General features: G+C 64.5%; 16 protein-coding genes and 1 pseudogene. 9 read left to right on the forward strand and 8 right to left on the reverse strand.

Annotated elements, in window-relative coordinates; translation table 11 throughout:
* Both tnpB and VSR82_RS16460 read left to right on the forward strand, forming a co-directional pair.
* The coding region (gene tnpB / locus VSR82_RS16455; RefSeq protein WP_498857923.1) for an IS66 family insertion sequence element accessory protein TnpB at nt 1–324 on the forward strand (324 nt) is incomplete at its 5' end.
* Between the two features lie 29 nt (nt 325–353).
* Nucleotides 354–567, forward strand: a pseudogene (locus VSR82_RS16460) (IS66 family transposase); the annotation flags it as partial.
* Between the two features lie 40 nt (nt 568–607).
* On the opposite strand, the gene VSR82_RS16465 reads toward VSR82_RS16460, so the two are convergent.
* Nucleotides 608–1,663, reverse strand: a complete 1,056-nt coding sequence (locus VSR82_RS16465; protein ID WP_368584242.1) for a hypothetical protein — start codon at nt 1,661–1,663, stop codon at nt 608–610.
* A gap of 442 nt (nt 1,664–2,105) precedes the next feature.
* On the opposite strand from VSR82_RS16465, the gene VSR82_RS16470 reads away from it, so the two are divergent.
* From VSR82_RS16470 to VSR82_RS16500, 7 genes are all read left to right on the forward strand, one after another.
* Nucleotides 2,106–2,723: a LysE family translocator gene (locus tag VSR82_RS16470; protein ID WP_429463636.1), complete on the forward strand. Its 618-nt coding sequence runs from the start codon at nt 2,106–2,108 to the stop codon at nt 2,721–2,723.
* 213 nt (nt 2,724–2,936) lie between these two features.
* Nucleotides 2,937–5,351: a two-partner secretion domain-containing protein gene (locus VSR82_RS16475; protein ID WP_429462739.1), complete on the forward strand. Its 2,415-nt coding sequence runs from the start codon at nt 2,937–2,939 to the stop codon at nt 5,349–5,351.
* A gap of 299 nt (nt 5,352–5,650) precedes the next feature.
* The gene (locus VSR82_RS16480) at nt 5,651–6,004 is read left to right on the forward strand and encodes a DUF1428 domain-containing protein (RefSeq protein WP_008920469.1); all 354 of its coding nucleotides are present in this window, start codon (nt 5,651–5,653) and stop codon (nt 6,002–6,004) included.
* Between the two features lie 176 nt (nt 6,005–6,180).
* Nucleotides 6,181–8,475 carry a 5-methyltetrahydropteroyltriglutamate--homocysteine S-methyltransferase gene (gene metE, locus VSR82_RS16485; protein WP_429462738.1) on the forward strand — a complete coding sequence of 765 codons (2,295 nt, stop codon included), beginning with the start codon at nt 6,181–6,183 and terminating at the stop codon, nt 8,473–8,475.
* 386 nt (nt 8,476–8,861) lie between these two features.
* Complete coding sequence (locus tag VSR82_RS16490) at nt 8,862–8,984, forward strand: hypothetical protein (protein WP_013094087.1); 123 nt, start codon at nt 8,862–8,864, stop codon at nt 8,982–8,984.
* 72 nt (nt 8,985–9,056) lie between these two features.
* Nucleotides 9,057–9,668 carry a recombinase family protein gene (locus tag VSR82_RS16495; RefSeq protein WP_410842502.1) on the forward strand — a complete coding sequence of 204 codons (612 nt, stop codon included), beginning with the start codon at nt 9,057–9,059 and terminating at the stop codon, nt 9,666–9,668.
* Between the two features lie 252 nt (nt 9,669–9,920).
* The gene (locus VSR82_RS16500) at nt 9,921–10,187 is read left to right on the forward strand and encodes a hypothetical protein (RefSeq protein WP_368584238.1); all 267 of its coding nucleotides are present in this window, start codon (nt 9,921–9,923) and stop codon (nt 10,185–10,187) included.
* Between the two features lie 103 nt (nt 10,188–10,290).
* On the opposite strand, the gene VSR82_RS16505 is transcribed toward VSR82_RS16500, so the two are convergent.
* From VSR82_RS16505 to VSR82_RS16535, 7 genes are read right to left on the reverse strand one after another with little or no spacing between them, the layout of a single operon-like run.
* Entirely contained in the window at nt 10,291–11,286 is a 996-nt protein-coding gene (locus VSR82_RS16505) for a UDP-glucuronic acid decarboxylase family protein (RefSeq protein WP_429462736.1), read from the reverse strand.
* A gap of 51 nt (nt 11,287–11,337) precedes the next feature.
* Nucleotides 11,338–12,294, reverse strand: coding sequence for a glycosyltransferase family 4 protein (locus VSR82_RS16510; RefSeq protein ID WP_498857924.1), 957 nt, complete (start codon nt 12,292–12,294; stop codon nt 11,338–11,340).
* Nucleotides 12,284–13,423 carry a glycosyltransferase family 9 protein gene (locus tag VSR82_RS16515; protein ID WP_429462734.1) on the reverse strand — a complete coding sequence of 380 codons (1,140 nt, stop codon included), beginning with the start codon at nt 13,421–13,423 and terminating at the stop codon, nt 12,284–12,286. The genes VSR82_RS16510 and VSR82_RS16515 overlap by 11 nt, the downstream gene beginning before the upstream one ends.
* Entirely contained in the window at nt 13,420–14,508 is a 1,089-nt protein-coding gene (locus tag VSR82_RS16520; RefSeq protein WP_429462733.1) for a glycosyltransferase family 2 protein, read from the reverse strand. Before VSR82_RS16520 ends, VSR82_RS16515 begins: the two co-directional genes overlap by 4 nt.
* Complete coding sequence (locus tag VSR82_RS16525) at nt 14,505–16,250, reverse strand: carbamoyltransferase family protein (RefSeq protein ID WP_429462732.1); 1,746 nt, start codon at nt 16,248–16,250, stop codon at nt 14,505–14,507. Before VSR82_RS16525 ends, VSR82_RS16520 begins: the two co-directional genes overlap by 4 nt.
* Nucleotides 16,251–16,272: 22 nt before the next feature.
* The gene (gene waaF, locus VSR82_RS16530) at nt 16,273–17,514 is read right to left on the reverse strand and encodes a lipopolysaccharide heptosyltransferase II (RefSeq protein WP_429462731.1); all 1,242 of its coding nucleotides are present in this window, start codon (nt 17,512–17,514) and stop codon (nt 16,273–16,275) included.
* Nucleotides 17,511–18,113, reverse strand: a complete 603-nt coding sequence (locus VSR82_RS16535; RefSeq protein ID WP_429462730.1) for a D-glycero-alpha-D-manno-heptose-1,7-bisphosphate 7-phosphatase — start codon at nt 18,111–18,113, stop codon at nt 17,511–17,513. The genes waaF and VSR82_RS16535 overlap by 4 nt, the downstream gene beginning before the upstream one ends.
* Nucleotides 18,114–18,174: the final 61 nt, after the last annotated feature.

An 18,174-nucleotide genomic window follows, 5' to 3' on the forward strand; every position in this document is an offset into this window, starting at 1 on the left:
GGTGAACCATCTGATTCCCGCGGCGCCCAGTGCGGCGGACCAGCCTGTATTCCTGGCCGTAGGCGGGGTGCCAGCGGTATGCGATCACCACAATTTGCGATCGGTATGTTGAATGTCGTGTGGTTTGGCGATCTATTGAAAGTGCTGTGGTGGAGCGGCGATGGGATGTGCCTGCTGATGAAGCGACTCGAGAAGGGGCGCTTCGTATGGCCTCAAGCCGATGGCGGCGTCATTAGCCTGAGCCCGGCGCAACTATCAATGCTGCTGGAAGGCATCGACTGGCGGCAACTGACGAGAACGGCTCGACCGACCTCAGCGTTGTAAACGCCGTTGCCGGCGCGTAAACTGCCCGCATGACGCGCGCGAACCCACTTCCCGCCGATGTCGAAACGCTGAAGGCCATGCTGCTCAGCCAGGAGAGGGCGCTGCGTGAGCGTGACGCGCAGTGCTCACACCGCAGGAAACGGTCGATTCACAACGCCGCGCACAGCCGCGGAACAGGCACCGCGCAAGCCACTGCCTGAACATCTGTCACGCGAGATCCGGACGCACTTGCCTGAATCCGCCGACATGTAGGTAAGGCACTCTTCAAACCATCGGGGGGCAGTCAGGTCAAGATAACTTTGCCGTCTTTAACGGTGCCGGTTTTCGTCTTCACTCCGTCGGAAACCATGCCGGTGAGGGTCCCGTCAGGCTTGCTGCTCCCGTCCACGCTGAGTTCAATCTGTTCCGTAAGCGTTGGGCCGCCCGTGGCATAGGCTGTCACGAGGCTCCAGCCCGTGGGAGATGCCACGCGATCCCAGACGCTGAGCACACCGTAGCTGCCTTGGACTTCGAGTTCCAGAGCGTCGAAAAAGCTGGATAGCTGGGGAAATGCGATGGGGTTCAACGATCGCAGCGCTAGCGTAGAGCCGTGGTGCAGCGTTTCCAGGGCAATCTGGAGAGATTTGCGCGCTTGCGCCGAGCTGAATGGACAACCATCCATCACCTGTTTGAAGGTTGCGCGTCGTTCGAATGCCTCCAGCAGCCAGCGGGCCTCTTCTTCGGATCGGGGCGTTGCCGTTTTCGGGAGATTGAAGCCCAAGCCAAGCAGGGGACCGGGGCCTTTCACTGTCAAGGCAACACGCCGAACGCCGTGGAATGCTGTCGAAGTACCCTTTTTCCGCTGCGCACGTGTCCAAACTCCCCAGGCCTTCAGTTTGGTCTTGCTGGAGGTCATCGCCAGGTGCTGGGCCATGGGCGAAATGAAGTGGCCTGCGGATGCTCCCTTCGGGGGAGCTGCCGTATCAGGCAGGGGCGTGAAGGTGGGTTGAACCGGTGCCACTACGCGACGACCATCGGCACCGAGTCCGTAGTGTCCGATCACCAGACCAGCGGGGTCTGCGATCATGACTCGACCCCAGGTACGAATCTCGGGATTGCAGCCATAGGGATCAAAGGCTTGATCTGGTGTTTTTCCCGCAACCGCGCGCACCATCTGCGCTTGCCAGCCCGTCTGCCAGCCGTGCCGTGCATAGGCATGCTGCCCGCCTCCTGCCGCCACTTTGGACAATTCATCCTTGAGGTCAGCCTCATGCTGCTTCACGGCTGCGGCGACGTTACCAATGTGCGCCTCCAGGTGCTTGAACTGCAATCCCCAGTCTTTTGTCTTGACAGTGACCATGCTTCCCTCGGATTGAAATGGTGCTCAATATCGCAGAGCCTGTGCCCCTTGGCAACGGGGGGCGAGCTGATTTAAGGAACTCCGGCACTTTCCACTCAGGACTCGGAAGCGCATATCGCAAGCAAGAGATTGCGGCCTCACCGGCCTTCGGTTCCTTCCACCCTCACCAGGACGAGAAAGCGCTCAACTTTGCATCCGCGGCTGTGTTTGCCTTGAAATATTGGGTCTGGGCGGAGCCTTGCATCGCGTGGGGTTGGGAGCGAACAAGGTTGGAGTTCAGTGACGCCATGCTTGCGAGCGTACGAATCGCACGTCCAGCGATTGAGCGTTTGGTCTGCTGCTTCCGGAGTCGGCCAGCAGCGGGCAGTCGTGAATTGCTTCAGAATACTAGCCGATGAAGCAACTCCACGTTGTGTACAGCCACTTTTCACTGAGGCTGCCAATGGTTGATTGGTTTGCTATCGCGATAGTCTTTTCTGTGTATGCGGCGGGTGTCGTCATACCCGGGCCGAACTTCGTCGCAGTCACTCACAAGGCGGTCGCCGGCAGACGCTCCGATGCGCTCGCGCTTGTCGCCGGAATCGTGACGGTGAATCTGTTCTGGGCGACTTGCGCCATCCTTGGCATCGGAATGGTGTTCGCTATTTTCCCGTGGCTCGCCGTCGGCGTTAGGCTTGCTGGCGCGGCCTATCTGATCTGGTTCGGGCTGCGGCTCGTTGTGTCGGCACGGGCAACCCCATCAGGAGCGCGCCACCCAACGAAGGCGCCTCTGTTTCGTGCCGCGTTCCTGCAAGGTATCGCGACAAATATCGCGAACCCGAAGTCCATCGCCTTTTATGCGGCGGTGTTTTCCTCAGCGGTGCCCACCCACGTTTCCATGCCGACGTTCTTCGCGATGCTTGCTACTGTCGGTGCATCAGCGACATGCTGGTACGGAGCAGTCGCGCTCGTTCTATCGCACACGGTGATTGCGACGGCGTATCGTCGCGCGAAGGCATGGATCGACCTCACATGTGGAGGGCTCATGATTGCGCTGGGGATCCGGCAGGCATTTCGATAACAAAGCGCCCGGCGGAGCCTGGCTGAACGGCCGCTTTGCGTGTGGGCGGCACCAGGAGATGGCAAAAGTCCGCACTGGACGGCGCAAAACGTTGAGATATCGGCATGCATTCGCGACGCCGATTGCTATTCTTCAGACACGGCGACTCATGCGTTTCCGGTCGGCTCTGCGGGTTGTCGGCAGCCATTCCGCACGCAGCGGAAAGGGGGCTGTATGTCACATTCGAAACTACCTTGGCCCCCGCGACGCGCGCTGTGTCGACAGCACTCGCGCGGACACATCTGGCTTGCCGTCGGCATTGCGCTGACTGGACTGTCCCTGACACCTGTTGCGTTCGGCGCGGGTCGCCTTCCGCAAGGCGGCACATATACCGCCGGTACGGGCACGATAGCTAGCCAGGGCAACGGTCTTTTGATCACGCAGCCGGGTTCGACGCGCGGCGTGATCGACTGGAACAGTTTCTCGATCGGCAGGCACAACAGCGTGACGTTCAACAACGGCACGGGCGCAACCCTGAACCGCGTGACAGGTGGCTCGCCCTCGGCCATTCTCGGCATGCTCAGTGCAACAGGCAGCCTGTATCTGATCAATCCGCAAGGCATCGTCGTGGGTCCGTCGGGTGTGATCAGCACGGGTGGCCGCTTCGTCGCGTCCACCCTCGATGTCTGCAACAGTGCATTCATGAGCGGCAGCAGCACGCTCACACTTTCGGGCGACTCCGATGCAAGCGTGATCAACCTTGGCAGGATCAGTTCGAGCGGCGGCGATGTGTTCCTGATTGCGCGACACGCAGTCATCAACGCCGGCACCGTGGCAGCGCCCAACGGCACGGCGGAGCTGGCAACAGGGGGCCAGTTGCTGTTGCAGGACTCCGCGGGCAGCCGGCAGGTGTTCGTTCAGACGGGCAGTCAGGGCACGGTCGTCAACAACGGGCGGATAACCGCCGCGCAGGTCAGCCTGCAGGCCGCCGACGGCAACGTCTATGCGCTCGCAGGCAGCGGCACGCGCATCCGCGCGACGGGCACGGCCAGCCGCGATGGCCATGTGTGGCTGGTGGCCGACAGCGGCCGCGTGGACCAACTCGGCAGGATCGCCGCAGGCAACGCGGACGGCAGCGGCGGAACGGTCGATACCCAGGCGGCACAACTGACGTTCGGCAAGCACACAGTGGTCGATGCAGGCCAATGGAATCTCTTGACCCCCGCCTTCACGATCGATGATGCCGCCGCGCACGCGCTGCGCCGCAGCCTGAACGACGGCACCTCGGTCAACGTCACCACGACGGGCGCCAACGGCGCGACGGGCGACCTGGGCGTCGCGTCGAGCCTGCGCTGGTCAGGTCCGGCTTCGCTCGCGCTCGCGGCGTACCGCCACGTCTCAGTGACGTCGGGTACGACCATCGCGAACAACGGTACGGGCAACCTGACCTTACGCGCCGACGCGTCAGGCATCGACAACGGCGGCAGCATGACCAGCGATGGGACCATCGACTGGTCGAAAAGTACCGGCATCGTCAGCGCGCTCTACGACATGAACGGCAGCTACACTCCCGGCATGATCGTCGCGAACAGCGCATGGACAGCAGCGCCGTATAGCGGTCTCATCACCCAGGTGACCGGCTACAAACTGGTCAATTCGGTTGGCGATTTACAGAACATCGCGCTCGATCTCGGGGGCGCATATGCGCTCGGCAAAGACCTCGACGCCAGTGCGACCGATACGTCTTTCGCTTTCTCTTCGCTCGGCAATGCGACCACGCCGTTTTCCGGCCAGTTCGACGGGATGGGCCACGTGATCGACAGGTTCATGCAGCTCGATCAGAGCTCCACCGAGCAGCCGGCGATGGGACTGTTCGGCGCGATCGGGCCGACCGGTGTCGTGCGGAATGTCGGGATGACCAACGCCACGGTCGCGACCAATATCTATTTCCCGGGCGGGATCCCGCTTGGCATTTTGGCCGGCGAGAATCAGGGCTTGATTACCTACGCCTATACTACCGGCCGCCGCGGCTCCGGCGCGTTCGAAGGTGCGTTGCTCGGCGGCCTGGTGGGACGCAACGACGGCCTGATCGAGCGCTCGTGGAGCAGCGCGTTCGTCGGTTCTGCCGGCCTCCTCGGCGGCCTCGTCGGCGGCAACGGCGGTACGATCGTGCAATCTTATGCGACAGGGCCGGTGAGCGGCGGCAATCATGGCTCCGGTGGCGGTCTGGTCGGCGCTAACGACGGAACGATTTCGCAGTCGTATGCAACGGGGCAAGTGTACGGCCCATTCAGCGCTGGGGGACTGGCTCTTTCAAATGACGGCCTCATCGAGCAGTCGTTTGCGTCGGGCGCAGTCTTAGGACCAAGCTTCCAGGGCCCAGATTATGGCACTTATGGCGGCATCGTCGCCGTCCAGGGCTCACCGGCTGGAGTGCCGCTCGCGTCCAACGTCTACTGGGACAAACAGACCACGACACGCAGCGTCAGCGCGGGCACCGGTCCGCAACTGCCGGCATCCAACGGTCTCACTACCGCGCAGATGAGCGATCCGGCCAGCTTCGTCGGCTGGGACTTTGGACCGACCGGCGCGTGGGTCATTCCGGCCGGCACGAGTCACCCGGTCCTACGCTGGCAGGTGAGCCATTAACCCATTGACTGCTAGCTGCTAGTCACCGGCCGCCCAGTGGCGGGACAGCCAGCGATTGCCTCCATTCACCTGGTCTGTTTTTCGCCCAGCACCCCGGCATCTCGTTAAAGGAGGGCAAAAACCCGGAAGGAAGCCGGGAACGGCCACCTTGAGACATTCGACACGGTAGGCAGTATTGTCGACAGTCCAGTATCTATTGTCGATTTCTTGACTCCCCGCTCGTCGTGCGTATGGGCGGTCGCGTCGCGATGCGTTGCCGACCGGCACCTATAGTCCGTATGGGAAAAAGGAGTTTGCGAATGACTTACGTCGATGGATTTGTTGTCCCCGTGCCTACAGCCAACCGCGAAGTTTACAGACAGTTCGCCGAAAGAGCGGCGGCCGTCTTCAAGGAGCACGGCGCGTTGAAGGTGGTCGAATGCTGGGGAGACGACGTGCCGGAGGGCAAGGTGACGTCGTTTCCAATGGCGATCAAGCGCAAGGATGATGAGACGGTGGTGTTCTCCTGGGTCGTCTGGCCGTCGCATCAGTCGCGAGACGAAGGAATGAAAGCGGTAATGGCCGATCCGCGGCTGCAACCAGATAAAGACCCGATGCCTTTTGATGGCCAGCGGCTAATCTATGGCGGTTTCGAAGTGATTGTCGACGCGTGATGGCCGAAAAAACATGGCATTGCACATCCGCGATGCAACGCGCGACTCGTCACCTCGAATGAACGAAACTAATGAATAAATGAAATAATGCCATTTTTCTTCATGGAACGATGCCCCTATCATGGCTGCCAGTCCTTACATCGTTCCTTGCATTTTTTCATCGGAAGGCAGCCTCCATGGTCACGACACATAATCTCGGCTTCCCGCGCATCGGCGCAAAACGCGAACTGAAGTTCGGCCTCGAACGCTACTGGAAGGGCGAGTCGTCGCGCGACGAACTGAAGGCGCTAGGCGCCCAACTGCGCGCGCGTCACTGGAACGACCAGAAAGAACTCGATCTCGCACCGGTCGGCGATTTCGCGTTCTACGACCAGGTGCTGGACATGAGCTTCACGCTCGGCAATCTGCCGGCACGCGTGCAGGGCTTTCATGGCGACAAGCTCGACAACTACTTCCGCGTCGCGCGCGGCCGTTCGGCGCAGGGTGCCGAAGAGCACGCCGCCTGCTGCGGCGGCGTCGCGGCCGGCGAAATGACGAAGTGGTTCGATACCAACTACCACTACATCGTCCCCGAATTCACCGCCGATACGACGTTCAACCTCGACACGTCCGGCTTCCTCGAACAGTTGCGTGAAGCGCGTGAGCAGGGCGTCAAGGCGAAGCCGGTGATCATTGGCCCGATCACCTATCTATGGCTGGGCAAGGCGAAGGACGACTCCGACAAACTCGCGCTGTTGGCTCGCATCATGCCCGTCTATCGCGCGTTGCTCGACTATTTCAAGGTGATGGATGTCGAGTGGGTGCAGATCGACGAGCCGGTGCTCGTCACCGAACTCGATCCGGCATGGCGCGACGCGTTCGTGACCGCGTATCAAGGCTTCGAGGAACGGGGCGTCAAGCTGCTGCTCGCTACCTATTTCGGCCAGCTGAAAGAGAACCTCGAACTCGCGTGCGGCTTGCCCGTCGACGGTTTGCACATCGACGCAATCAACGCACGCGACGAAGTCGCGCTCGCCGCGCGCAAGCTGCCCCCGGACAGTGTGCTGTCGGTCGGCGCGATCAATGGCCGCAACATCTGGAAGACCGACCTGAACGCCGCGCTCGATTGGCTCACACCGCTCGCGCGCCAACTCGGCGATCGCTTGTGGCTCGCGCCGTCGTGCTCGCTGCTGCACGTGCCGGTCGATCTCGCGAGCGAAGAGAAGCTCGATGCGGAAATCCGCTCCTGGCTCGCGTTCGCGCTGCAAAAACTCGACGAGCTGAAGGTGCTCGCCACCGCGCTGAACGGCGGCCGCGACATGGTCGCCAATGAGCTCGCCGCCAATGCGGCCGCGATTGCCGCGCGTCGCGAGTCGCCGCGCGTGAACAACCCGGCGGTGAAGGCCGCGCTCGCGCGCATCGATGCGAATCTCGGCAATCGCCAGCATGCCTATGCCGAGCGCGCGGCGAAGCAGGCCGCGCTGCTCGAACTACCCGCATACCCGACCACGACGATCGGCTCGTTTCCGCAAACGGCGGAAATCCGCCACGCTCGCAGCCAATTCAGGAGCGGCGCGCTCGATCGGGAAGGCTATCGGAACGCGATGCGGCGGGAAATCGAGCGCAGCGTGCGCGAACAGGAAGCGCTGGGTCTCGACGTGCTCGTGCATGGCGAAGCCGAACGCAACGACATGGTCGAATACTTCGGCGAGCAACTCGACGGCTACGCGTTCAGCCAGTTCGGCTGGGTGCAGTCGTATGGTTCGCGCTGCGTGAAGCCGCCTATCCTGTTCGGCGACATCAGCCGACCGCGGGCGATGACGGTCGAATGGATCAGCTACGCGCAGTCGCTGACGAACAAGCCGATGAAGGGCATGCTGACCGGCCCGGTGACGATTCTCAACTGGTCGTTCGTGCGCGACGACCAGCCGCGTTCGGTGTCGTGCTACCAGCTCGCACTGGCGATCCGCGAAGAAGTGCTCGACCTGGAAAACGCCGGCGTACGCGTCGTGCAGATCGACGAAGCCGCGCTGCGCGAGGGCCTGCCGCTGCGTCGCGGGCAATGGGGTGAGTATCTGCGCTGGGCGGTCGAGTCGTTCCGGATCACCGCGAACGGCGTGCGTGACGAAACGCAGATCCACACGCATATGTGCTATTCGGAGTTCAACGACATCATCGCGTCGATCGCCGGTATGGATGCGGACGTCATCACGATCGAGACCTCGCGTTCGGACATGGAGCTGCTCGCCGCATTCGACGACTTCAACTACCCGAACGAGATCGGCCCTGGCGTCTATGACATTCACTCGCCGAACATCCCCACGCAGCAGCACATCGTGCAATTGATGCAAAAGGCGGCCGAGCGCATTCCAGCACAGCGTCTATGGGTGAACCCGGACTGTGGCCTGAAGACACGCCAGTGGGCTGAAGTGATTCCCGCGCTGACGAACATGGTTGCCGCCGCGAAGACGCTGCGCAGCCAGGTTCAGTAAAGGGCGAGCGAGCCGTCGCTTTCTTCGCGGCGGCTCGTCTCCGGACGGCCTCTTTGCGCCGGGCATTGAGCAAGGCGCTACATTCCTTTCCGCCAGCCGGATTCCGCGGCCGCTACATGCCGCGCGTCCATTGCTCACACACAATCACAGTTCAATCGCGCCAATACCCACGCCAACCGTATTGGACGCTCAACGCGATTGATACACTTCCAAAATTCCTTCTCCGGGTCGCTTGCGTCGACAGCAGAAGCCTCATTTCGAGGCACCTGCATGCCCGCGCCGAACGGTCTCACGCGGCGGCGCAGCGACCGGGAACGCTGATTGCGAGTTAGTCACGATGGCCGTGGTTAGCCACGGTCACCCGCAATCTCACACAGGAGAACCTCATGACCTCGGACAAGAATTCCAATCGACAACCGTCGAACCCGGCGCAACCCGGCCGAGACAGCGGACAGCAGCAACAGAACCAGACTCCTCCGACGCATCAGGGCGGCCAGCGGCAGCCCTGAGCGCGATGAGTGACGACGCGTGCAAGCGTCGTCGCTCGAACTAACGGAATTCCTGGTGAAACAACGCCGCGAATGGCGGATCGTGACTACGAAGGCGACGTGGAAAAACTACACATCTATCTGTTCGGCGCGCACGATGCGCTTCGCCATGAGCAGGCGCTGATCCGGCTCGACAAGGCGGGCTACATGGTCACGCTCGCGCGGCTCGTGGTCGAGGATCTGCCGACCTACACACAGGGACGCGAACGCCCCGAACTGCAGAGTCTGATCCGGCGCATCGCGCCGCGCGACACGCTCGTTGTGCTCGAGCTGGCTGCGCTCGGCTGCAATGCGCGCGACATTCTCGCCACCGTGATGCAGTGCCGGAAGGCCGGCGCGGCGCTGCGTTGCGTCGAAGTCGGCCATACCGATCTGGCCGGACGTCCCGAGCCGTCCGCGGTGAAGGCGCTGCGCGCGCTGGTACGGCTCGATGCCGCGTGCCGCAGCCTGCGCAGCCGCGATAGTCTCGCGGCCGTTCGCGCTAGCGGCAAACACACAGGCAGGCCGCCGTCGCTGTCCGAACAACAGCGCCAACGCGTGCTGCAATCCCTCGGCAGAGGACAGTCGGTCAGCGAAGTCGCGCGACGCTTCGGCACTTCGCGCCAGACCGTGATGCGCATTCGCGCGGACACGCCCGCGATGTAGAAAATACCTGCCGATCTGTTTCGTACCGTTCTTACCGCATCGCCGTTCGGGCATTCCGCACGGCGCGTTTCGCACGGCCGATTGTGTGGAAAGCGCCAGATAGCCCTGACGTGCGCGCACATGCCCCTGTCCGTAACAGATCAGTTACGGACAGGGGCATGTGCTTTGCTCTGAAAGTTCACACGTCTAACCTCAACCTACATACCATTATCAAACGTTGAGATCCGGACCCGAGGCGCGGCGCGATGCCGTATGAAAGCCATGAACGTGAAACGTCTGACTGTTTATGCAAGCCCGGGATCACTGCGAGTCGTCGCAGTCTGGAAGAGCCTGATCGAACATCATGCGCAAGTGTGCGGCTGGTCCGCGCACGTGAGCACCGCGGGCGGACGCGAGTCGCTGAGCGTCGATCTGGTCGATTGCCCGGCCGATCGCCTCGCGATCATCTCGGCCGCGTTGAGCGCGGGACCGATGACGGTGCTGACGAGCGACGCCGAGTCGACCATCCGTTCCTCATGAACCCAATGCCATAGCCCGCACGCCCTTCGCGGCATGGCTTTTGAGCGGCCTCCGTGGCACTGCTCCCCGAGCGACCTTCGCGGTCGCTTCTTTTTGTTGCGCGTCACGAGATTCGTTCGCCCACCTGCTGCGGCGGGGTCGGCCGACTCGCCTCGATGCGCGCGCGGAAATAATGCGCGGTGCGCAGCAGCCCTTCATCGAGCGACATGCCCGGCTGCCAGCCGAGCAGTTTGGTGGCCAGCGAGATGTCCGGCTGCCGATGCCACGGATCGTCGGCCGGCAGCGGCTGCGTTTCGAGCGGCGAAGCGGAGCCGGTCACCGCGACGATGCGTTGCGCGATCTCGCGCATCGACACTTCGTGCGGGTTGCCGAGGTTGACCGGGCCGCCCGGATCGTTGGCGCTATTCATCAGCAGGATGAAGGCATCGATCATGTCGTCGACGTAGCAGAACGAACGCGTCTGCGTACCGTCGCCATAGACGGTCAGCGGTTCGCCTCGCAGCGCCTGCATCATGAAGTTCGACACCACGCGGCCGTCGGACGGGTGCATGCGCGGGCCGTAGGTGTTGAAGATGCGCGCGATGCGGATCGACAGACCATGCTGGCGGCGATAGTCCATGAACAGCGTTTCCGCGCAGCGCTTGCCTTCGTCGTAGCACGAGCGCGGGCCGATCGGATTCACGTGGCCCCAGTAGTTTTCCTTCTGCGGATGCACGAGCGCGTCGCCATACACTTCGCTGGTCGAGGCCTGGAAAATCCGCGCCTTCACGCGCTTGGCAAGCCCGAGCATATTGATCGCGCCGTGCACGCTGGTCTTCGTGGTCTGCACCGGATCGTACTGGTAGTGAATCGGCGAGGCGGGGCACGCGAGGTTATAGATTTCGTCGACTTCCACATACAGCGGGAACGTTACGTCGTGACGCATCAGCTCGAAGTTCGCACAGTCGAGCAGATGCGCGATGTTGTCCTTCGTGCCGGTGTAGAAGTTGTCGACGCACAGCACGTCGTGCCCTTGCGCGACGAGCCGTTCGCACAGATGCGAGCCGAGAAAGCCGGCGCCGCCGGTAACCAGAATGCGCTTGCGGGTGAGTTCTTTCATGGTGCGTGATCCTGTGGTTGGAGCGCATTGGCGTTGAAAAGCGGCGTGGCGTCACGCGGTGACGTGCAGCAGCGCGTCGTGCCAGTCCTGCGCGAAACGGTCGATATGGAAACGCTCCAGCGCGGTGCGCCGTGCGCCCTCGCCGAGCCGCCGCGCTTCGCCAGGATCGCGCAGCAACCCGAGCATCGCGTCGACGAGCGCGTCGACGTCGGTATGCACGAAGCCGTTTTCGCCGTTGCGGATCACGGTGGCGAGCTCGGTGGTCGCGAGACCGACGATCGGCATGCCGATCGTCATCGCCTCGACGATCGCGAGACCGAGACTGGTCCAGCGGATCGGATTGAAAAAAAAGCGGTAGCGCGCGCTGAACGCGGCCAGATCGAGATTGCCGATTTCGCCGATGCCGTCGAGCCGCTGCGCGTCCATGCCGACGAGATCGAGCGGCACGCGCGTGCGGGTTTCGCTGAAGACGTCCGCGCCGAGCCGCCGGCCGCGCTGCGCGAGATGATTGACGACCACGATGCCGCGCTGCAGCTCGCCGCTGTAACGCACGCCGTCGGGCACCACGACGCCGTGTTCGATCACGCGCGTCGGCGTGACGCCGCTATCCCACATCAGCCGGTTGAAGTGCGTGACGTGGACCAGCAGCGCGCCGGGATCGTCCACCCAATGCCATTGCGCGAACGCGTTTTCCTGCGGCGGATCGTGCTCGACGTAGACGCGCGGCAGGACCCGCTGCGCGGCGCTCAGCACGTGCTCGCGGTCGTATTCCCAGTGCGTGCGATGCTGGTACAGCACCACGTCGAACTCGTGATTGGCGACGTCGTCGATCGCGATCTCGTGCACGTTGTCGCCCCACGGCAAGACGCCGACCTTGCCGACGTAACCGGGCGGATGACCTGGTTTCGTCACCAGATAGAAATCGTGCGGCGTCTGGCTCAAGTAGTACATGTAGTTGCCGTGCACGTGCCAGGTCAGCACGCGCAGTCGGCGGCAATTACGCAGCATGGTGCAGTTCCTCGTAAAACAACGAAACGGGTCCCTCATGCAGACTGCCGGGCGCGCCCGGCTGCGCGCCGGGCGCGCGCGCAAGCTGCTCGCGGGCGGTCTCGACCACCTCATCGACGCCGATGTTCAGCGCGCATGGATGGCCGTACGGGCACTCGCGGAACATGCATGGCCGGCACGCCGGATAGTCGGCCAGCACGCGATGCCGTGCATGATCGAGCGGCGCCCACCGGCGCGTGTCGCTGCCGCACGCGATCACGACCGACGCAGTCGCCACCGCCGCGGCGATGTGCGAGATGCCGGTGTCGTTACAGACCACGAGCCGCGCATGCGCCGTCAGTGCCGCGAGCCCGCCGAGCGACGTCGCACCGGCCAGATGCAGCGCGGGCGCGCTCATCGCGCCGAGCACCGCGCAGGTCAGCGGCGCTTCGGCGGCCGTGCCGGTGATCGCGATCTGCCAGCCGTCGGCGGCGAGGTGGTCGGCGACGGCCGCGAAGCGCTCGGCGGGCCAGCGCCGCGACGGCAATTGCGAGCCGGGGTGGATCAGCACGAGCCGCTCGTCTTCGATGCCGTGATACGCGCGCAGCGCGGCAAACTCATCGAGGTCGGGCGCGGTGAGCGGGAACGCCAGGCGCCGGTCGCGTACCGGCGCGCCGAGTGCGCTCATCAGCGCGAGATAGCGCTCCGGCTCCGGCAGCGCATCCGGCCAATCGATGAAGCAGCCTTCGCGCGTGGCCTCATCGGGCTGCACGAAGCCGGCATCGGCACGCGCGCCGAGTCGATGCAGCAGATCGTTGGCGACGCCGCCGCTGCCGTGCAATTGGATCGCCAGATCGAAATGCCGGTCGCGCATTCGCGCGAAGAACGCGGGCAAGCCATCGTCCGTTTCGGGCTGCTCGGGAAAACCGACGGCGCCCGGAAACACGATCAGCTCGTCGACGAGCGCCGCATAGCGCTCGACGAACGCGCGCGCCCACGGCAGTCCGATCAGTGCGATCTGCGCATCGGGGGCGGCGGCGCGCAGCGCGCGCAGCGCGGGCACCGCGCACAGCATGTCGCCGAGCTGCAGCGCGCGAAACACGACGATACGGCGCGGCGCGAGCGCCGCCAGCAGCGAGGGTGCGGTCATGGAAAGAACACCTTGAAACGGATGGCGCCATAGAGTCGCCAGTAGATCGACAGGAACGGAATCAGAATGGACGTCCAGATCATTTCGGCGACATGGCGCCAGCCGTGATTGCGCCCGCGCAGCCGACGCGCGCAGAAATAGCCGGTCAACCAGCACCACGCGATCACACCCGCGCCCGCGAGAATCGGCAGATCCGCGAACCCAGCGCCGATCGCGAGCAACGCGGCGGCGAGAATCGCGTAATACAGCAGCGGCGGCCGCGAGCCGATGCGCGTTCGAAACAGTTCGGGATGCTTGCGGTAAAGCAGCGCATCGAATTGGCTCTTTTTTTGCTGCGCGATGCTGACGCCCCAACGCGCGGGCCGCACCGGATGCACGACCACCGCGTCGCGGGCGCGCACGATCTGGCCGCCGGCGGTAAGCAGCGTGAATTGCAGATCCGAATCCTCGCGCCATGCCGACGTGAACCGTTCGTCGAAGCCGCCCGTCGCGACGAGCGCCGCGCGCGTGACGAACACGTTCGCGGTCGCGAACTCGGCGCGCGCGAGGCCGCTCGCGTCCGCTTCGTAATCGGTCGGCAACTCGGGTAGCTCGGGCAGCGGCACGACGATCCTGCCGGCGGCGGCCGTGGCGCCGGACGCGAGCGCCGCGACGCCGGCCGTCAGCCAGTGCGGATCGGGCAGCGTGTCGTCGTCGGTGAAGGCGATCAGCGACGCGCGCGCATACTGCCAGCCCGCGTTGCGCGCGCCGGCGGGACCCTGGGTGCGCGTGACCGGCAGGTAGTGCACCTCCAATCCACGCGGCGCCTGTTCGCGCGCGAACCGTTCGACGCAGGCGCGCGTGGCGTCGTCGGGACCGTCGTCGCAGACCACGATCTCGTAGCGATGGGGCGCGAACTGCTGCGCGCACAGCGCGTCGAGGCAGTTCGCGAGCATCTGGGGACGGCGATAGGTGGGCACCACCACCGACACGTCGGGGCACGACGGCGTGCGCAGCGTGCGGCCGGTTTCCTCGGCATCCTCACTGCTGTAGCGCGCGGCCACGCCGCCATGCAGTGGCGCCGGACACATGACCGACGCGTTCATACGCGGCCCCCCGCCTTATCGACGATGAACGGGCCGATCACGAGCGCGTCGAGCGGCGAAGTCCAGAACGACTCGACCGCGTCGCGCGGCGAATTCACCATCGGCTCGCCGCGCGTGTTGAACGACGTATTGACGAGGATCGGCACGCCCGTGCGCTGCTTGAACGCGGCCAGCAGGTCGTAGTACAGCGGGTGCTGCGCGCGGTTGATGGTCTGCACGCGCGCGGTGCCGTCTACATGCCGCACCGCGGGAATACGCGCGGCCTTGTCGGCGCGCACGTCGAAGATGAACAGCATGAACGGCGCGGTTTGACCGTTCACGAACCAGTCGTTTGCTTCCTCTTCGATCACGACCGGCGCGACCGGGCGGAAGTCTTCGCGATCCTTGATCTCGTTGAGTTTCGCCTGCATGTGCGGATCGATCGGCGACGCGAGGATCGAGCGCGCCCCGAGCGCGCGCGGCCCGAATTCGGTGCGGCCCTGATACCAGCCGATCACCTTGCCTTGCGCGAGCAGATCGGCGGTCTCGCCGGCGATATCGTCGAGGCGCCGGTACGGCACTTTCGACCAGCGCAGGAACTGCTCGATTTCCGCTTCGCTGAATTCCGGCCCGAGATACGCGTGATCCATTTTCCAGCGACGCTCGCGCTCGCCGCGCGCGGCACGCTCGCGATAGTCGGTCCACAGCGCCGCGCCGAGCGCGGTGCCGGCGTCGCCGGCCGCCGGCTGCACCCACACTTCGCTGAACGGCCCGGCATCGCGCACCTTCGAGTTCATCACGCAGTTCAATGCGACGCCGCCCGCCATCGAGAGCCGGCTCAAACCGGTCTGCCGATGCAGCCAGTGCGCGAGTTCCAGCACGGTCTCCTCGAGCACGCGCTGCAACGAATTGGCGATATCGAAGTGGCGTTGCTCAAGAGGACCGCCGCGTTCGCGCGCGGGACCGAAGCGCTCGGTCAGACGCGGCGCATCGACGGTATAGCTGCCGTCCTGGCGGTACTTCACGATCTCTCGAAACACGTCGACATAGGCCGGCTTGCCGTACGACGCGAGCGCCATCACCTTGTACTCGTCCGACGAGTGGAGGAAGCCGAGCCAGTCGGTCACCGCTTCGTACAGCAAGCCGAGCGAGTGCGGCAACTCGACCTGTTTCAGACGCGTGTACTCACCGCCGACGAATTGCCCCATGCTGGTCGTCACGCCTTCGCCGCGGCCGTCCATCGTCAGCACGGCGGTGTCGTCGAACGGCGCCGCGAGAAACGCGCTCGCTTCGTGCGCGAGATGGTGCTCGACGAAGTGCCACGCAAAGCCGTGCTCGCGATCCACACCCTGGAAGCGCTTGCGCAGATGATGCGGCGCGCCGTCGAGCAACTGCCCCTTCGCGTTCGCGATATAGCTGAGAAAGAGCGGGTCCCACGACGACGCGGACGGATTGTCCGGACGCGTGCCGGCCGGATCGAACGGCAGCTCGATCGTCGCGCCGGGCTTGTTCGGCATGCCGCCGAACAGCGCGGGGTCGTACGAGTAAGCGACGTGGTCGATGTCGGCGAGCGTGATGCCGGCGGCTTTCAGGCAGTAGTCGATCGCGTCGAACGGCAGCTGCCAGGTCGAGAACGGCACCGGACGTTTCGCGTGCTTGACGTGCGTGAAACGTTCGTCTTCGGCGGCGGCGAGCACCACGCCGTCACGCAGCAGCGCGGCCGCGCTGTCGTGATAGACCGCATTGATTCCGAGTGTGTACATGGCGTTAGCAGTGGGAGTGAGTTCAGGGAATGGTTGGCTGATCCGTCAGCGACGGCGTGCTCGTGTCATCGGCGCGGCCGGTGCGCCCGGCTGCGCCTCGACGCGGCGCGTTCGCATGCGCGCGCCGCAATTCGAGTGCCGCGTGCACGACTTCTTCGATCGGCACACCGAGCAGGCAAGCGTGATGCCCGTGCGGACACACGCTGCGATAGCACCAGCGGCATTCGACGTCGCGGTACAGCACGCGTTGCGGCGTTTGCCACGGCGTGTGCTGCGGGTTGGTCAGCGCGTAAAGATCGACGACCGGCGTGCCGAGCGCGGACGCGACATGCACGGGGCCGCTGTTGTTGGAGACGAGCACGCTTGCGCGTTCGAGCAGCGCGGCGAGCTCGGCGAGCGTCAGTGCACCGCTCAGGTCGTGTAGCTGCGCGCACACGCCTGGAGCAGCGGCGCGCATCACGGCCTCGACGAGCGCTCGCTCGCTCGCGCCGCCGGTCAACAGCACGGGGGCGCCGGTTTCGCGCGCGAGCCGTGTGGCGACTTCACCGAAGCGCTCGGGCGGATAGCGGCGCGATGCGGCGGTCGCCCCTGGATGCAGCACGATGCACTCGTCGTGGCGGGAGATGCCGAGGGTCGTCAGTTTCGCGTCGAGCGACCGGCGCGCGGCGGGCGGCACGCGAAAACGCATCGCGGTGTCGTTCGACTGCGCGCCGACGTGACGCACCAGATCGAGCTGGCGTTGCACCTCGTGCCGCGTGCGCTGCTGCGGCTCCGGTTCGTGCAGCCAGTCGGTCAACAGCGAGTACGGATTCTCGCGGCAATGCGCGAGGCGGCGCGGAATCCCCGCGAGATAGCACAGCATCGCGGCCGGCAACGGGCTTTGGCTATACACGGTGAAAATCACCGCTGCGTCGAAGCAGCCGCGCTTCAGCCGCTGCTGCATCCGATGATCGTCGAGCAGATCGCGCGTCACGGTCGACGCAGGCGCGACCCACGGCGCGTCGTATTCGATCACGTCGTCGACGTCGTCGAGAAACGGCGCGAGCGCGACGCCGCTGCGCGACGCGAGCAGCGTGAGATGGCGATCTCGGGCGGACTCGCGCAGCGCGTGCAGCGCGGGCGTCGTCATCAGCACGTCGCCGAGATTGTCGAGGCGCACGCACAGAATCCGTTTGACCTCGTCGCCCCAGCACACCGGCTGCGACGTGTCGGGCACGCGCGCATGAGCGAGCGTGGGCGGCGCAAGTGGCAGAGGTGCGTTCACCGCGGCGCCTCCTTGCGGCGTGCCGCGCTGCCCGGCGGCAGACCGTTCAACACGACGCGTTGCGCGGCCTCGTGCAAATCGGCCGCGCGCGCATTCGGTGTGCGCTGCGGGCCGGCCCGCCATTCGGTCTCGTGGCCGTTGTCGAGCAGGATCGTGCGACAGCCGGCGCGATTGCCTGCTTCGACGTCGTCGAGAATGTCGCCGACGAACCAGCTTTGGGCGAGATCGAGTTCATGCTCTTTGGCCGCGCGCAGCAGCATGCCGGGCGCGGGCTTGCGGCAGTCGCAGACGATCGCGTAACGCTCGACGCTGCCCTCGGGATGATGCGGACACCAGTACGCGCCGGCGAGCGTGGCGCCGCACTCGGCGAACATCTGCCGCAGCCGGTGTTCGACGGCGAACAGCGCTTTGTCTTCGAACTTGCCGAGCGCGATGCCGGACTGATTGCTGATCATGAACAACGCATAAGGGTAGGCGGCGAGCAGCGCGAGCGCCTCGCGCGCGCCGGGCGCGAAACGCATCAGCGCGGGATCGGCGTTGTAGGGCACGTCTTCGAGCAGCGTGCCGTCCTTGTCGATGAATACAGCGGGTACCGTCATGATGGTTGGTGGTATTTGCGAGCGTGGGCCGAAAGTCGGAAAAAGGCGCGCCGTAGCCGCT

Origin of the sequence: Burkholderia sp. JPY481 (assembly GCF_038900515.1) — a bacterium.
GTDB lineage: Bacteria > Pseudomonadota > Gammaproteobacteria > Burkholderiales > Burkholderiaceae > Paraburkholderia > Paraburkholderia youngii.

Coding starts and splice junctions, on each gene's coding strand:
- VSR82_RS16465 (WP_368584242.1), bottom strand. CDS start 1,663: ATGGTCACTGTCAAGACAAAAGACTGGGGATTGCAGTTCAAGCACCTG.
- VSR82_RS16470 (WP_429463636.1), top strand. CDS start 2,106: ATGGTTGATTGGTTTGCTATCGCGATAGTCTTTTCTGTGTATGCGGCG.
- VSR82_RS16475 (WP_429462739.1), top strand. CDS start 2,937: ATGTCACATTCGAAACTACCTTGGCCCCCGCGACGCGCGCTGTGTCGA.
- VSR82_RS16480 (WP_008920469.1), top strand. CDS start 5,651: ATGACTTACGTCGATGGATTTGTTGTCCCCGTGCCTACAGCCAACCGC.
- metE (WP_429462738.1), top strand. CDS start 6,181: ATGGTCACGACACATAATCTCGGCTTCCCGCGCATCGGCGCAAAACGC.
- VSR82_RS16490 (WP_013094087.1), top strand. CDS start 8,862: ATGACCTCGGACAAGAATTCCAATCGACAACCGTCGAACCCGGCGCAA.
- VSR82_RS16495 (WP_410842502.1), top strand. CDS start 9,057: ATGGCGGATCGTGACTACGAAGGCGACGTGGAAAAACTACACATCTAT.
- VSR82_RS16500 (WP_368584238.1), top strand. CDS start 9,921: ATGAAAGCCATGAACGTGAAACGTCTGACTGTTTATGCAAGCCCGGGA.
- VSR82_RS16505 (WP_429462736.1), bottom strand. CDS start 11,286: ATGAAAGAACTCACCCGCAAGCGCATTCTGGTTACCGGCGGCGCCGGC.
- VSR82_RS16510 (WP_498857924.1), bottom strand. CDS start 12,294: ATGCTGCGTAATTGCCGCCGACTGCGCGTGCTGACCTGGCACGTGCAC.
- VSR82_RS16515 (WP_429462734.1), bottom strand. CDS start 13,423: ATGACCGCACCCTCGCTGCTGGCGGCGCTCGCGCCGCGCCGTATCGTC.
- VSR82_RS16520 (WP_429462733.1), bottom strand. CDS start 14,508: ATGAACGCGTCGGTCATGTGTCCGGCGCCACTGCATGGCGGCGTGGCC.
- VSR82_RS16525 (WP_429462732.1), bottom strand. CDS start 16,250: ATGTACACACTCGGAATCAATGCGGTCTATCACGACAGCGCGGCCGCG.
- VSR82_RS16535 (WP_429462730.1), bottom strand. CDS start 18,113: ATGACGGTACCCGCTGTATTCATCGACAAGGACGGCACGCTGCTCGAA.